This window comes from Janthinobacterium sp. J1-1, assembly GCF_030944405.1.
In the GTDB taxonomy this organism is placed as follows: Bacteria; Pseudomonadota; Gammaproteobacteria; order Burkholderiales; family Burkholderiaceae_D; genus Janthinobacterium.
On record NZ_CP132339.1, the window covers coordinates 2,860,476 to 2,874,636 of the forward strand.

General features: G+C 64.7%; 17 protein-coding genes. 10 read left to right on the plus strand and 7 right to left on the minus strand.

The features are described 5' to 3' along the window. Positions 1 to 2: 2 nt before the first annotated feature. Genes Q8L25_RS12970 through Q8L25_RS13010 form a run of 9 tightly spaced genes read left to right on the plus strand, consistent with a single transcriptional unit; the run spans position 3 to position 9,016 of the window. Positions 3 to 2,384, plus strand: a complete 2,382-nt coding sequence (locus tag Q8L25_RS12970) for an MMPL family transporter (RefSeq protein ID WP_308925713.1) — start codon at positions 3 to 5, stop codon at positions 2,382 to 2,384. Next, a complete protein-coding gene (locus tag Q8L25_RS12975) occupies positions 2,384 to 2,935 on the plus strand; it encodes a DUF3261 domain-containing protein (protein ID WP_308925217.1) in 552 nt (183 codons plus the stop codon). Before Q8L25_RS12970 ends, Q8L25_RS12975 begins: the two co-directional genes overlap by 1 nt. Then, positions 2,932 to 4,125, plus strand: coding sequence for a beta-ketoacyl-ACP synthase (locus tag Q8L25_RS12980; RefSeq protein WP_308925218.1), 1,194 nt, complete (start codon positions 2,932 to 2,934; stop codon positions 4,123 to 4,125). The genes Q8L25_RS12975 and Q8L25_RS12980 overlap by 4 nt, the downstream gene beginning before the upstream one ends. Continuing rightward, the gene (locus Q8L25_RS12985) at positions 4,122 to 4,595 is read left to right on the plus strand and encodes a hotdog family protein (RefSeq protein WP_308925219.1); all 474 of its coding nucleotides are present in this window, start codon (positions 4,122 to 4,124) and stop codon (positions 4,593 to 4,595) included. The genes Q8L25_RS12980 and Q8L25_RS12985 overlap by 4 nt, the downstream gene beginning before the upstream one ends. After that, positions 4,588 to 5,313, plus strand: coding sequence for a 3-oxoacyl-ACP reductase FabG (gene fabG, locus Q8L25_RS12990; RefSeq protein ID WP_308925220.1), 726 nt, complete (start codon positions 4,588 to 4,590; stop codon positions 5,311 to 5,313). The genes Q8L25_RS12985 and fabG overlap by 8 nt, the downstream gene beginning before the upstream one ends. Continuing rightward, complete coding sequence (locus Q8L25_RS12995; protein WP_308925221.1) at positions 5,310 to 6,542, plus strand: beta-ketoacyl-ACP synthase; 1,233 nt, start codon at positions 5,310 to 5,312, stop codon at positions 6,540 to 6,542. The genes fabG and Q8L25_RS12995 overlap by 4 nt, the downstream gene beginning before the upstream one ends. Further along, a complete protein-coding gene (locus Q8L25_RS13000; protein WP_308925222.1) occupies positions 6,539 to 7,720 on the plus strand; it encodes a serine hydrolase domain-containing protein in 1,182 nt (393 codons plus the stop codon). The genes Q8L25_RS12995 and Q8L25_RS13000 overlap by 4 nt, the downstream gene beginning before the upstream one ends. A 37-nt stretch (positions 7,721 to 7,757) precedes the next feature. Next, positions 7,758 to 8,399 (plus strand): hypothetical protein, encoded by a 642-nt coding sequence (locus Q8L25_RS13005; RefSeq protein WP_308925223.1) that lies wholly within the window; start codon positions 7,758 to 7,760, stop codon positions 8,397 to 8,399. Further along, a complete protein-coding gene (locus tag Q8L25_RS13010) occupies positions 8,396 to 9,016 on the plus strand; it encodes a 4-phosphopantetheinyl transferase (protein WP_308925224.1) in 621 nt (206 codons plus the stop codon). The genes Q8L25_RS13005 and Q8L25_RS13010 overlap by 4 nt, the downstream gene beginning before the upstream one ends. Here Q8L25_RS13010 and Q8L25_RS13015 read toward each other — a convergent pair. The 7 genes from Q8L25_RS13015 to Q8L25_RS13045 form a co-directional block, all read right to left on the minus strand. Continuing rightward, the gene (locus Q8L25_RS13015; protein WP_374694267.1) at positions 9,013 to 9,465 is read right to left on the minus strand and encodes a DUF2145 domain-containing protein; all 453 of its coding nucleotides are present in this window, start codon (positions 9,463 to 9,465) and stop codon (positions 9,013 to 9,015) included. The genes Q8L25_RS13010 and Q8L25_RS13015 overlap by 4 nt on opposite strands. 102 nt (positions 9,466 to 9,567) lie before the next feature. Beyond that, positions 9,568 to 10,077 carry a hypothetical protein gene (locus Q8L25_RS13020; RefSeq protein ID WP_308923546.1) on the minus strand — a complete coding sequence of 170 codons (510 nt, stop codon included), beginning with the start codon at positions 10,075 to 10,077 and terminating at the stop codon, positions 9,568 to 9,570. Next, on the minus strand, positions 10,074 to 11,720 hold the full coding sequence (locus Q8L25_RS13025) for an IS66 family transposase (RefSeq protein ID WP_308923545.1): 1,647 nt from the start codon (positions 11,718 to 11,720) through the stop codon (positions 10,074 to 10,076). Before Q8L25_RS13025 ends, Q8L25_RS13020 begins: the two co-directional genes overlap by 4 nt. Positions 11,721 to 11,741: 21 nt before the next feature. Beyond that, positions 11,742 to 12,098 carry an IS66 family insertion sequence element accessory protein TnpB gene (gene tnpB, locus Q8L25_RS13030; protein ID WP_308923544.1) on the minus strand — a complete coding sequence of 119 codons (357 nt, stop codon included), beginning with the start codon at positions 12,096 to 12,098 and terminating at the stop codon, positions 11,742 to 11,744. Beyond that, the gene (locus Q8L25_RS13035) at positions 12,098 to 12,421 is read right to left on the minus strand and encodes a hypothetical protein (RefSeq protein ID WP_308923543.1); all 324 of its coding nucleotides are present in this window, start codon (positions 12,419 to 12,421) and stop codon (positions 12,098 to 12,100) included. Before Q8L25_RS13035 ends, tnpB begins: the two co-directional genes overlap by 1 nt. 46 nt (positions 12,422 to 12,467) lie before the next feature. Further along, positions 12,468 to 12,836, minus strand: a complete 369-nt coding sequence (locus Q8L25_RS13040; protein WP_308925226.1) for a DUF2145 domain-containing protein — start codon at positions 12,834 to 12,836, stop codon at positions 12,468 to 12,470. A 4-nt stretch (positions 12,837 to 12,840) separates the two neighbouring features. Then, a complete protein-coding gene (locus tag Q8L25_RS13045) occupies positions 12,841 to 13,266 on the minus strand; it encodes a hypothetical protein (protein WP_308925227.1) in 426 nt (141 codons plus the stop codon). Between the two features lie 148 nt (positions 13,267 to 13,414). Here Q8L25_RS13045 and Q8L25_RS13050 point away from each other — a divergent pair, with 148 nt between their 5' ends. Continuing rightward, a complete protein-coding gene (locus Q8L25_RS13050) occupies positions 13,415 to 14,158 on the plus strand; it encodes a helix-turn-helix domain-containing protein (protein ID WP_308925228.1) in 744 nt (247 codons plus the stop codon). Positions 14,159 to 14,161: the final 3 nt, after the last annotated feature.

The following is a 14,161-nucleotide window of genomic DNA, read 5'->3' on the forward strand; positions in this document are numbered from 1 at the left end:
TCCTGAAACATCAGGGCCGCCTGCTGGCCATCGCCTGGGCGCTGGTGGTGGCGCTGCTGCTGGCGCATAACGCCTATCTGTGGGGCGTCAAGCGCATCGCCCCCGAGACCGACATCCTGGCGCTGCTGCCGGTGCAGGAGCGCGACCCGGTGCTGCAGGCGTCGTTCACCCACATGGTGGACGCGGCCCAGCAGCGCCTGGTGGTGCTGGTCGGCGCGCCCGACTGGAACGACGCCAGACGCGCGGCCGATGCCTATGGCGCGGTGCTGGCGCGCCATGCCGGCCTGTTCGCCGCCACGCCAATCGACGAACAGACGCAGAACGACTGGCTGGCGCTGTTCCAGCAGCACCGCTTGACGTTGCTGACGCCGCCGCAGGAAGCGCAGTTGCGCAAGGAGACCCCGGCGTTCTGGCGCGACTCGGCCCTGAGCCAGCTCTACAGTCCATTTGGCGGCCCCAAGCTGGGCGCCTGGCAGGACGACCCGTTCGGCCTGTTCGGCGGCTGGGTGCAGGAGCGCGCGCAGGAAACCCCGGTGCGCCCGCGCGACGGCCATCTGTTTGTCGCCGACGGCGCGCGCCAGTATGTGCTGCTGCCGATGACCTTGACCGTGCCGGCCTTTTCGCTGGCGGCGCAGGAAACCGTGCTGCCGCTGCTGGCGCAGGCGCAGGCGGCGGCGCGCCAGGCGGTGCCTGACGTGGAGATCATCAGCGCCGGCGTGATCCTGCATGCGGCCGCCGCCAGCAGCCAGGCGGCCGGCGAAATGTCGACCATCGGCCTGGGCTCGCTGGCCGGCATCATCTTGCTGACCTGGCTGACCTTCCGCTCGGTCAAGCCGATTTCATTGATACTGCTGTCGATCGGCATCGGCTGCCTGGGCGCCCTGTCGGTGTGCTGGCTGCTGTTCGGCCGACTGCACCTGATGACGCTGGTGTTCGGCGCCAGCCTGATCGGCGTGGCGCAGGATTACGGTATTTATTTCCTGTGCAACCGGCTGGGCGCCGATCCCGCGCTCGATTCGCGCGCCTTGCTGCGCCGGCTGCTGCCGGGGCTGTGCCTGACCCTGCTGGCGGCGGTGATCGGCTACATGGGACTGGCGCTGACGCCTTTCCCTGGCCTGCGCCACATGGCCGTGTTTTCCGCGCTGGGCCTGGTGTTTGCATGGTTGACGGTGGTGTTCTGGTTTCCCATGCTGGTGCGGGGCGGCACCTTGCGCAGCGGTGCGCTGGTGCGCCGCTATGGCGCCGCGCGCGCGTACTGGCCGCAGGTACGCGCGAACCGCGCCACGCTGCTGTGCGTGCTGGCGTTTGCGGTACTGGCCGGCGCCGGCATGGCGCGCCTGGGCGTCAATGACGATATCCGGCTGCTGCAGACGCCGCCCGCGCATCTGATCCGCGACCAGCTGAAACTGAGCAAGCTGCTCGACGCGCCGACGCCGGTGCAGTTCTACCTGGTGCGCGGTGACAGCGCCGAAACCGTGCTGCGGCGCGAGGAAGCGCTGAAGCGCCGCCTGCAGCCCTTGATCGAGCAGCGGCACCTCACTGGCGTGCAGGCGATGTCGAACTGGGTACCGTCGCTGCAATCGCAGCAGGCGCGGCGCGCGCTGCTGGACGATACCATCCTGAAACCGGGCGGCGCGCTCGACCTGCTGGCGCGGTCGGTCGACGAAGACCTTGCATGGGCAGATCAAGTGCGTGCGCAGCTGGCGCAGGCCGGCGCACCGTTGCTCATCGATGACTTTCTGAAGGTGCCGGCCAGCGAACCGTGGCGCCACTTGTGGCTGGGTGAAGTACAGGGCGGCTACGCCTCCATCGTCGCCCTGCGCGGCATGCAATATGCGGCCATTCCGCTGCTGGCGCAGGCCGGCGCCGGCATGCCAGGCGTGCAGTGGGTCGACAAGGTGGCCGAGATTTCATCGGTGCTGGGCCGCTACCGCATCTACATGGGCGCGGTGGTGCTGGGCGCCTACCTGGTGGTGTTCGGCCTGTTGATGCCGCGCTACGGCCGCCGTACCTGGCGCGTGCTGGCGCCGACCGCGCTGGCCAGCCTGGCGGCGCTGGCCTTGCTGGGCTATCTGGGCCAGCCGCTGCAGCTGTTCCATGTGCTGGCGCTGATGCTGCTGCTGGGCGTCGGTGTCGATTACGGCATCTTCATGCAGGAGCATCCCGAGCAGCGCAACCATACGCCGTGGCTGGCGGTCGGCCTGTCTGCCGCCAATACCCTGTTGTCTTTCGGCCTGCTGGCCCTGAGCCACACGGCGGCGCTGCAGGCATTCGGCCTGACCATGCTGATCGGCACGGCGCTGGTATGGCTGCTGTCGCCGTGCTTTGTCGCCCCTGACCTACCTGAGCAACCTGACGCGGCCGATGCCGCAGGAGTGGCCTGATGGCTGTGAAACATGTAATGGCGGCCTCGATGCTGCTGGCGCTGGCTGGCTGCGCCAGTGCGCCGCCTTCGGCTCCGGCCCGCCTGGGCCTGAAACTGGCGCCGGCGGCGCTGGGCGCGACGGTCAGCGTGCAGCAGCATCTGCGCGTCGAGCGGGCAGGGCGCATCGACGAACTCGATGCGGCGCTGGAGGTCGATGCCACGCACCTGGACCTGGTGGGCCTGGCCTTCGGCCAGCGCGTGCTGTCGCTTCACTACGACGGCAAGGAGGTCACCTCGTGGCGCCACGTGATGCTGCCGGCGCAGGTGCGCGCCGAGGACGTGCTGGAAGACATGCAGCTGACCCTGTGGCCGCGCGAGGCGATCGCGCAAGCGCTGCCGGCCGGCTGGCGCATCGAGGACAGCGGCTTGCGCCGCACCCTGCTGCTGGACGGCGAGGCCGTCACCGTGATCGACTACAGCGCCATGCCGCGCTGGAGCGGCACGGTGGTGCTCGACAACCTGCGCTACCGTTATCGGTTGACGATACAGAACGCACCGGAAAGCCAATGATGATTGCGCCGACCGTGTACCTGAATCACTGCGGCGTCGTCTGCGCGCTGGGCGAGACGCGCGAGCAGGTAAGCGCGCGCCTGTTTGCCGCCGACAGCGGCGTGGCGCCCACCGCGCGCCACTCGCCTGGGCGCGAGCTGCCGCTGGGCGTGGTCGATGCGGTGTTGCCTTCGGTGTCGCATCACGTACCGCCCGCGCGCAGCCGCAACAACCGCATGGCGCTGGCGGCGCTGGCGCAGATCCGCCCGGCCGTGGAACAGGCCATCGCGCGTTACGGCGCCCACCGCTTGGCGGTGGTGGTCGGCACCAGCACCTCGGGCATCCTCGAATCGGAAGGCGCAATCGGCGCCCATGTAGCGGGCCAGGACCTGCCCGAACGATTTCATTACGGCCAGCAGGAGATGGGTTCGCCGGCCCTGATGCTGGCCGAGGAGCTGGGCATCGATGGCCCGGCCTGGGTCCATTCGAGCGCCTGCTCGTCCAGCGCCAAGGCAATGGCCAGCGCGGCGCGCCTGCTGCGCATGGGCTTGTGCGACGCCGTGCTGGCGGGCGGCGTCGATACCCTGTGCGCCTTTACGGTGGCCGGCTTTTCCGCGCTGGCCTCGGTCAGCGCGCAGCGCTGCAATCCGCTGGGCGAGGGCCGCGACGGCATCAATATCGGCGAGGGCGCGGCGCTGTTCCTGATGACGAAGGAACCGGCCGCGGTCGCCCTGCGCGGCTGGGGCGAATCGTCGGACGGCCACCATATGTCGGCGCCCGATCCGCAAGGCGGCGGCGCGCGGCTGGCGATACAGCAGGCGCTGGCGCGTGCCGGTGTCCAGGCGTCGCAGGTCGATTACGTTAACCTGCACGGCACCGCCACGCAGCAGAACGACGCGATGGAAGCGCGCGTGGTGGCCGACCTGTTCGGCGGGCAGGTCTACGCCAGCTCGACCAAGCCCTTGACGGGCCATGCGCTGGGCGCGGCGGCGGCCATCGAAGCGGCTCTGTGCTGGCTGGCGATGCAGCTTGACAACCGCGAGGGCCTGTTGCCGCCGCACCTGCTCGATGGTGCGCTCGATCCCGCCTTGCCGCCGCTGCGCCTGGCCTTGCCCGGTGCGCGCCTGGGCCGGCCGATCGACTGGGCGCTCAGTAATTCGTTTGCCTTTGGCGGCTCGAACGCCGCGCTGCTGCTGGGGAGGGGAGCATGAGTTTTCCGGATATTGATGACCTGGTGCCGCACTCCGGCGCCATGAGCCTGCTCGACAAAGTGGTGTCGGCCGACGCCGAGAACCTGTGCGCCGAGGTGCGCATCCATGCCCGCAGCGTGTTTTACGATGCGCAGGAAAATGGCGTGGGCAGCTGGATCGGCATCGAATACATGGCGCAGGCGATCGCCGCGCACGCGGGATATCTGGCGCGCCAGGCCGGCGCACCGGTCAAGATCGGCTTTTTGCTGGGCGCGCGCCGCTACGAGGCGCAGCTGCCACTGTTTGGCGAGGGCAGCGTGCTGCAGGTGCATGTGCACCGGGCGCTGCAGGGCGACAATGGGCTGGGCGCTTTTGAATGCCGCATCGAGGCCGCCGGCGTCGTGCTGGCGCAGGCGACGGTGACGGTGTTCCAGCCCGAGAATGCAACACAATTTCTGCAAGAGAGTTCGAATGGAGCGCAGCATGAGTAACAGTGTATTGGTAACGGGATCGTCGCGCGGCATCGGCAAGGCGATCGCCTTGCGCCTGGCGCGCGACGGCTTTGACGTGGTGCTGCATTGCCGCAGCGGCCGCGCCGAAGCGGCGGCGGTGGCGCAGCAGATCGTGGCGATGGGACGCGCCGCGCGCGTGCTGCAATTCGATATCGGCGACCGTGCCGCGGCGGCAAGCGCGCTGGAAGCCGATATCGCCGCACACGGCTGCTATTACGGCGTGGTATGCAACGCCGGCGTGGCGCGCGACAATGCGTTTCCCGCCATGTCGGGCGAGGACTGGGACATCGTCCTGCAGACCAATCTCGATGGTTTCTACAATGTGCTCAACCCGCTGGTGATGCCGATGGTCCAGCGCCGCAAACCGGGCCGCATCGTCACCATGGCGTCGGTCTCGGGCCTGATCGGCAACCGGGGCCAGGTCAACTACAGCGCCGCCAAGGCCGGCATTATCGGCGCGACCAAGGCGCTGGCGCTGGAACTGGCCAAGCGCGCCATCACCGTCAACTGCGTGGCGCCGGGCCTGATCGAGACCGATATGATCAGCGAGGTGCCGCTCGACGAAGCGTTGAAGATGATCCCCGCGCGCCGCGTCGGCACGCCCGAGGAAGTGGCGGCCGCCGTCAGCTTCCTGGTCGGCGCGGAAGCCGGCTACATCACGCGCCAGGTCATTTCCGTCAACGGAGGCATGGCATGAGCCGCCGCGTCGCCGTCACCGGCATGGCCGGCATCAGCCCGGTTGGCAATGACTGGCCGGCCATCCGCCAGCGCCTGGGCGAGTACCGCAACGCCGTGGTGCGCATGGCCGAGTGGGCCGATTACGAGGGGCTGAACACGCAGCTGGGCGCACCGGCCGCGCCGTTCGAACTGAACGACCGTTATCACCGCAAGGCCGTACGCAGCATGGGCCGCATCGCGCTGATGGCCACGCGCGCCAGCGAACTGGCGCTGCAGGACGCCGGCCTGCTCGACCATCCGCTGCTCAAAGGCGGGCAGATGGGCATCTCCTTCGGTTCCTCGGCCGGCACGCCCAGCGCCATCGGCGACTTCGGCCGCATGATGGAGGAGCGCACCACCAAGGGCATCAACGCCACTACCTACATCAAGATGATGGCGCATACGGCGCCCGTCAATATCGGCGTGTTCTTCGGCGTTACCGGGCGCGTGATCACCACGTCGAGCGCCTGCACCTCGGGCAGCCAGGGCATCGGTTATGCCTACGAGGCGATCGCCGGCGGCAAGCAGCTGGCGATGATCGCCGGCGGTGCCGAGGAACTGTGCGCCACCGAGGCGGCCGTGTTCGACACCCTGTTCGCCACCAGCACCCGCAACGACGCCGGCCACACGACGCCGCGCCCGTTCGACGCCAGCCGCGACGGCCTGGTGATCGGCGAAGGCGCCGGCTGCCTGATCCTGGAGGAACTCGAACACGCCCAGGCGCGCGGCGCCACCATCCACGCCGAACTGGTGGGCTTCGGCACCAACAGCGACGGCTGCCACGTGACGCAGCCGAACGCCGCCACCATGCGCCAGGCGATGCTGCTGGCGCTGACCGACGCCGGCCTGCAGCCGTCCGACATCGGCTACGTGAACGCGCACGGCACCGGCACGCAGCAGGGCGACATCGCCGAGTCGCAAGCCACCTTCGAGGTATTCGGCGGCCAGGTGCCGATCAGCTCCCTGAAAAGCTACATGGGCCACACCCTGGGCGCCTGCGGTGCGCTGGAAGCATGGATCAGCATCGAGATGATGCGCGAAGGCTGGTTTGCGCCGACCATCAATCTGCAGGACGTCGACCCGCAATGCGCGGCGCTCGACTATATCGCCGGCGAGGGCCGCGCCATCGACTGCGATTACGTGATGTCGAATAACTTTGCGTTTGGCGGGATTAATACCTCGCTGATTTTCAAGCGTTACCGGCCATGAATCTGATGCGGGCAAGTGTGCTGCTGATGCTGGCCATGTTGACCGCTTGCGGCACCTTGTCGCGCATGGAAATCGACGCCGACAAGGTGTCGGCGGAGCGCTACGCCGCCAGCGGCGACCTGCGGGCCGAAGTCGATGCGCTGGCACGGCCGCTGATCGATGGCGGAACCACGCCCGGCCTGGTGGTGGGCGTTTTATTGCCGGATGGCAGTGTGCAGTGTTTTGGCTACGGCACCACGGAACATGCCATCGGCGGTCGCCAGCCCGATGGCGATACCTTGTTTGCCGTCGGCTCGGTGAGCAAGGGTTTTTTGAGCGCGACGACGGCAGTGCTGGTGCAGCAGGGTGTCTTTGCATGGGATGACACGCTGGAGAAGTTATTACCTGCCGGTACACCATTGAGTCCCTCCGCACGCAAGATCACCTTGCTGCAGCTGGTCACGCATACCTCCGGCTTGCCGCGTCAGCCATTCACGCCGCAAACCTTGCTGTATTTTGTCGAATATCTCTTTACGGGCGAGAGCTTCTACCGGCATTTCGACCGTGACTATCTGGTGGCCTATCTGGCCGATTTCAATGCGCCAGCGACCAGCACGCCGATGTATTCCAATATCGGCTATGGCCTGCTGGGTCATGTGCTGGAGCTGCATACCGGTAAAAAGATGGATGCGCTGGTACAGGAAACCATCTTGCGTCCCCTGGCGCTCGACAGTACCGGCTATCGTCCGCAGCAGCTGCCCGGTTTTTCCACGCGCGCGCATGGCCATGTCGGCGACCAGCCGAAATTCATGCGGCGGGGAAGCGAAGCGCCGGATTGGGAATTTACCGATGTCCTGACCGGTTCGGCAGCCTTGTATTCGACGGCAAATGATTTGTTGCGCTATGCAAAAATCAATATTGAAGGCAGCGGCAATGCGCTGCTGGACCGCGCATTGCAGGATACCCTGCATGTCAGGGTAGACCGGCCACTGGAAGCGGCGGCGCTGGCCTGGCTGGTGGACGATATCGATGGCCATAAAATTACCTACCAGGTTGGTTTCGTGGCAGGTTATTCCAGCTATATCGGTCTGGATGTGAAAAGCCGGACAGGCATTGTGGTACTGCAAAACAGTTTTAATTGGACCAATAGTATCGGTCATCGTTTGTTGCTGAGAATTGCCAAGCAAAAATCCTCCTGATCATGAAATGAATCGGAGCTAATCCATGGAGATCCATATGAAGCCAGGTTTTAAATTAGCCGCTGTCGCACTGTGCGTGGCAGCTTTCGCCGGATGCAAAAGCCGGCCAGTCGAGCACACGGCATACCAGACCACCTTGCCGCAGGTCGGCACCGTGGCAACCATCGGCATCGGCGAGAAGATGCTGACAAAAAGCGATGCCGTGGAAACGCGTGCAATGATACTGGCGCAGGATCAGCCGATTGGCGAGTTTATCGTTCGCAAAGGTACTTACTCGCAAATTGCAGACAAGGATGAATATCAGACTTTTGGTGGCGTGCTGATCACTAGTGCTGTTGGCTTGCCCGTGAAACACAATAAAATCCATCTGTTCAGCAAAGATGGATCCATCTGTATCGGACGCGCACCGTGTGCAAAATTTGATTATGTAATGGGCGTGACGACCAATTACCAGATGGCGAGTTTCCAGAGCACATTGATCTACAGCGGCCGGATCGGTAACAGAATTACGCTCGGTTATCGCGAATTTCAACGCAATGTCGCCCGTCCGGCATTTAATAATGACGTGGCTTATGATTTGTCGGAATCCATGATCGTGGGCTACAAGGGCGCGCGACTGGAAGTGCTGAGCGCTACCAACACCGAAATCAGCTATAAAGTGCTTGCAGGATTCGATTGATCGGCGTTCAGGCCAGCATCTGGCTGCTCGATGCGCGCAGCATCGACGATGCCTTGCTTCCCGGGTTTGAATCCTGGCTGTCGCCACAGGAACTGGCGCGCTACCGGCGTTTCATGCGGCCGCAGCGCCAGCGCCAGTTTTTGCTGGGGCGCGCCTTGCTGCGCACCTTGCTGGGCCAGGCGCTGGCTCTGCCGGCCGCATCCATCGTGCTGGAAGAGCGGCCCGGGCAGGCGCCGCTGGCGCCGGCGGGCGCGCCCCATTTCAGCCTGTCGCACAGTGGGCACTGGATCGCCTGCACGCTGAGCGAACAGATTGCGGTGGGGCTCGATATCGAAGTAATGGATCAGGAAAGAGACCTGCCGGCGCTGGCACGGCAGGCCTTTGGCGACGCGGTTGCCGAGGGACTGGCGGCCATGGCGCATGCGGAGCAGGTGGTCTCGTTTTACCGGCGCTGGAGCGAATACGAGGCGCGCTACAAGCTGGGAGCTGCGGCTGGCGAGGCGGCCAGCTGCGTGGCGCTGGCCCATGCCGAGTTGTCCATCGTGCTGTGCAGTGCGGCACCGCTGGCGCAGCCGCCCCAATTGCGCAGGGCGGCGCTGGCGCTGGCGCCTGGCTAGTCGCCGCGCACCACGATTTCCTGTAGTTGCGGTTCGCGCTGGCGCATGAAGCGCACGATGGAGTCGACGCTGACGACGTCGATCTGGCGCGTCATGCGGCGCTCGAACGGGTGGTCGTCAAAGGCGATATTGGCGCGGAACATGCGCGCGCCCAGGCGGGTGGCGGCGGGAATGCTGAGCGTCTGCGGCGCGTAGCTGGCGCTGCGCAGCCAGCCTTGCGCTTCGGCCCGCGTTTCGATTTTGCCCGGTTCATTGCTGGCGGCGGCCAGGGTTTCCAGCACCCACTGGTTCGAGTTCTGGTACTTGGTGGAAAACGGGTAGGCCAGCATATTGTAGTGCGTCTCATGCAGGCGCTTCGGCGTGTTCGACGCCAGCAGGCGCGCCAGTTGCTGCTGGATTTCCTGGGATGGCACCAGGATCAGCGTTTCATACATGAACACGTCATCCATGAAGAAGGTAAGCGATCCATAAACCCCAACCTTGCCCGCTAATCTTCTTGCCGGCATGATGGTGGCATTGAAGTCCATGCCTCACGAACCAGGCAAGGTCGTTCAGGTTCGCTTCGCGGGCTTCGGGATCGGAGTGAATGCGATACAGTTGACGAAGTTCATGGCGGCGAGCATAACGTAGTTGTCGGTCGCTTCGGGTGTGATGCCGGCCAACCATTTGTTGAGCTCGTCGGTGACATAGGCGAGCAGCGGTTTTTCCGGATGGGATTCGAGATATTGCGTCATGGCGCGCTGGCGTTGTGCCAAGGCCAGGTCTTCACCAAACCGCACTGTGGCGACATAGCGTCCTAATTGCTTGTCCAGGTCAGCCTCGGTGATCAATGGCCAGCGTAGCCCCGACTGCTTCATTGACTGGAAGCAGATGAACAGCAGATCAAGCACCACCTCGATTTTTGCCGGGGCGACACCCATGCGGTGGAGTGCGAGCGCCGAGCCGAACAGGTTTGGCTGCCGCTCGAACAATTCGTTGGCCAGTACCTCTTTTTGCTCGATGCCCATGGCCCTTACGACTTTGATGGCGTCGGCGAGCGTCGGCGATGAGATCCGGCTCATTGCAGCACGCCCATCGGTGTCACGCTCTGGCCGTGGTCGAGTGCGCTCACATTCCACGGCAGCAGCGCCTCGACCTGATCCACGGTGTTCGCCGCCGGCAGGTCACGCAGCACGCGCCGCAACCAGGTGTAAGGTTCCACCCCGTTCGCCTTGGCCGTCTCCAGCACCGAGTAGATGACGGCGCTGGCATTGGCGCCGGCCACCGTGTCGCTGAACAGCCAGGCCTTGCGACCGACGACGAACGGGCGGATCGCGTTTTCGGCACGGTTGTTGTCAATCGGCAGGTCCCCGCGCTCCGTGTAGCGTGTCAGGCGCGGCCAGTAATCGCGCAGGTACGACAGCGCCGTGCCGAGCGCACTCTTCGGCGTTACGCCCGGCAGCGTCTGGTCGAGCCACGTCCGCAGCGCCGCCAGCACCGGCACGCTGTGGGTTTGCCGTGCCAGCAGGCGCGTGGCGTCATCGGCATCCTGGTGGTCGCGCTCGATGCCGTACAGCTTGCCGATCATGGCAACGGCCTCGTCGGCCAGCCCGCGCTTGCCCTTGGGCTGCACCTTGACCGCCTCGACGAACCGGCGACGCACGTGCGCCCAGCAAATGAGCTGCTCGATGCCATCGGTACGCATCAACTCGTTATAGCCGCTGTAGCCGTCGGTCATCACGTAACCCCGGTAGTCGTGCAGCAGGCGCAGCGGCACCTGCCCGCTGCGGCTCGCATCGTAGTCGAACACCACCACCGGCCGCCCCGGCGGCCCGCCCGTTTGCACCCACATATAGCTGTTCGAGGTCGGCGTCTTGCCCGCTTCCTTGAGCACCTGCACCACCGTTTCGTCGACGTGCAGGAACGGGCCGTCGAGCAAGGTGTCGCGCATCAGGTTGAGCAACGGCTGCAGCACGCCGGCCGCGCCGATGACCCAGCGCGCCAGCGTCTGGCGCGGCACCGTCACGCCGTGGCGAGCCAATATATGTTCAAAGCGCGCCAGTGGCAGGCCATCGATGAACTTGACCACCAGCAGCATGGCCAGCAAATCGGCGCTGGCGTTGCTCTTGGGCAGGGGTTGGGGCGGCAACGCCGCCGTCACCGGCGCGTGGGCACTGCCGGGGCAGCCGTAGCGCTTGCGGATGTGGCGCAGCACGCGCACCTGCATTGGCACCAGGTCGAGTTGCTCGCTGACGTCCTCGCCGACTTCCACCATCGGCGTGCCGCACGGGCAAGTACGTTCGGCGGCTGGCACATCGTGCACGATATCGACGCGTTTTAACTCGGACGGCAACGGGCTGCGCTTGCCACGCCCCGGTTTGCTGTTCGATTTGGCATCCTGCTTGTTATCCGGCGGCAGCGGCGCCACATCCTGCGTTGCATCACTGCCAGCGGCCAACGCCTCGGCCTCGTCGAACAAGCGGCCTTGGGCTGACGACTGTTCCGAGCTGGCGCCGAACATGCGGTGGCGCGCCAGGACGAACTGTTCCAGCATGTGCTGCATGTGGTTCATCGCCTGTGTCTTGACGTCGTGGTGCGCGGCGATGACCGAGTGCAGCAACGCCGTCAGGCCCGCCGCGTCGGTCGGCAACACGGCAGGTAGCGTCAGCTCTGGAAGGCTGTAGCGCGGCGGCAGGTTGGACGGTTTGGCGGTGGTGGCAGGCATGCCGTAGTTTACCAAATTCTCCTATGAAACAGAACTGAAATGCAGGGTTTTATGGGGTGGTTTCTGCCACACATCGAAGCCTTCCAGCAGCCACTCGAACTGCTGCAGCGTGACGCCTTGCGTGGCGCCGTCGGCGTCGCGCGGCCACGCGAATTTCTCCGCTTCGAGCCGCTTGAGCCACAGACAGAAGCCGTTACGGTGCCAGTACAACACCTTGATCTTGTTGCGGTCGCGGTTGATGAACACGTACAGCGCGTTGCCGAACGGATCAAGTCCCAGCGCCTGCTCGACCAGCACCGACAGACCGCCGATGGACTTGCGGAAGTCGACCGGGTCGCGGCATAAAAACACCTGGTCGATGCGGCAGCCCGGGTGCATCAGCGCACTCCCGCGTGGGCTTGGTCGAGGGCCAGCAGCCAGGCTGGCGGCGGCAGCGCGGCCAGCTCCAGGCACAGACCGGAACGCAGCACCAGAGTGCACGTGCCGGTTGCGGTGCCAACTGCCATATCAACCACGCGCAGGGCGACAAATTGCTTCGCCGCGCCATCGGCGCCGGTTACTGCGGCCCGCGTCAACTTGCGCCGCCAGTAGTACAGCGACGCCAGCGTCAGGCCATGCTGCCGTGCATATACGCTCGCCGCCATGCCTTCACGGCGGCAGGCCTCGATATGTGAGGTCCAGAATTCGGTGTCGCCTTCCATGCTTGCTCCCGTTCAAATTGAAACGGCAAGCATGCGGAAATCGGGATTACGCCACAAGGCTGTGGTTTATGGAGCGCTTACTGAAGAAGTTGCCAAGGCCTTCGTTGTACAGCGACGATTGCGCCGTGCCGCATTCGTTCAGCTCATGCACCACCAGCCAGCGTCCCTGCGGATGGTCGCGCCAGGCCAGCGCCATGTGCGAATAGCGCAGCTGGTATTTCGACAGGTCCTGTCCGGCGCGCGCCACCAGCGCCACCTGCGCGCCCGAAGCGTCGAGCGCCTGCCAGGTCTTTTGCGCCAGCGCCATCGATTTGACGAGCGTATTGGCGTCGGTCGGCTTTTCTTCGCAGGAACGCCCCGCATGGGCGGCGCCGGCCAGCAGCAGGCTGAAAACGAGTATCGTCAGGCGTTTCATGGTGTCATACCTTTGAATGATGGATCAGGGCCTTGCCCACTTCGTTCGGGATAAAGGCGATGGCCTTGCCGGACAGCACCAGCATATGGCCGGTCGACAGGGCCACCACGCTGACCACGGTGCCGGCCGCCAGCGACAGGCCTTCGGCCGCTTTCGCGCTCATCCGGATCGAGGCGCCGCCCGCTTCGGACGCACCTTTCAGCACCACCACGATGCCTTCGCCCACTGTTTCGACGCTGGCGACAACGATTGCGCCCGAGCCGGCCAACATCGACAGCGTGCCGCCCACGACCACGGCGGAGCCTTCGCTCAGCGCTTCCGAGCCGCGCGACAGATTGCGCGAGCCATCGGCGTGGGCCAGGCCCGGCACCGTGGCCGACAGCGCCAGGGTGAGGTAAAAGGGCAGCAGGTATTTGTTGGTCAGCTTCATTGATGTCTCCTTCATGTGTGCCAATTGGCAACGTCATCATTGTCGATGGCCGCTATTTGGTCAATCAAAATGCTACTCGTAGTGGGCGGTCATACTGCGGGTATCACTTTTTGATACCATGTTGTTCTTTATTAAGCAAAGGATGGCCATGCAGCAAACCCATGCCCTGATCGAAGCCCTCAAGCGCCTGCTCAAGGCACGCTGCGTGACCTACGCCGAACTGGCGCGCAGGATCGGTGTGTCCGAGGCCAGCGTCAAACGCATGTTTTCGCTGAAACAATTTACCTTGCAGCGGATGGAGCAGATCCTGGTGGCCATCGACAGCGATTTCCAGCAGCTGGCGCTGGCGGTGCAGGCGGCGCAAGCGGCGCCGACCCTGATCACGGGGCTGACCTATGCGCAGGAAAAGGAAATCATCGAAGACACCAGGCTGTTCATCGTCGCCGTCTCGGCCCTCAATCTGCTGCCGCTGGAACAGATCATCGCCATCTACGACATCAGCGAAGCGCAGGCGGTCAGCTGTTTGCTGCGCCTGGACAAGATCGGTTTCCTGGAACTGCTGCCGAACAACAGGGTCAAGCTGCTGGTTGCGCGCACGTTTGCATGGATACCGAATGGCCCGATCCATGCGTATTTCAAGCAGGAAGCCTATGACGATTATCTGAACTCGCAGTTCGATGGCGACAGCGAACTGCTGCGCCTGGTGAACGTGATGCTGTCGAAAAAATCCACGGCGGCGCTGCTGGAACGGCTGCAGCAGGTGGCGGTGGAGTTTTCGCGCCTGCACCAGGAAGACGCGCGCCTGCCCGGCGAGGAACGGCTGGCGATCAGCTTCATGCTGGCGGCGCGGCCGTGGATGCCGCAAACCTTCAAGGCGCTGCTGCGCCAGTAGGGT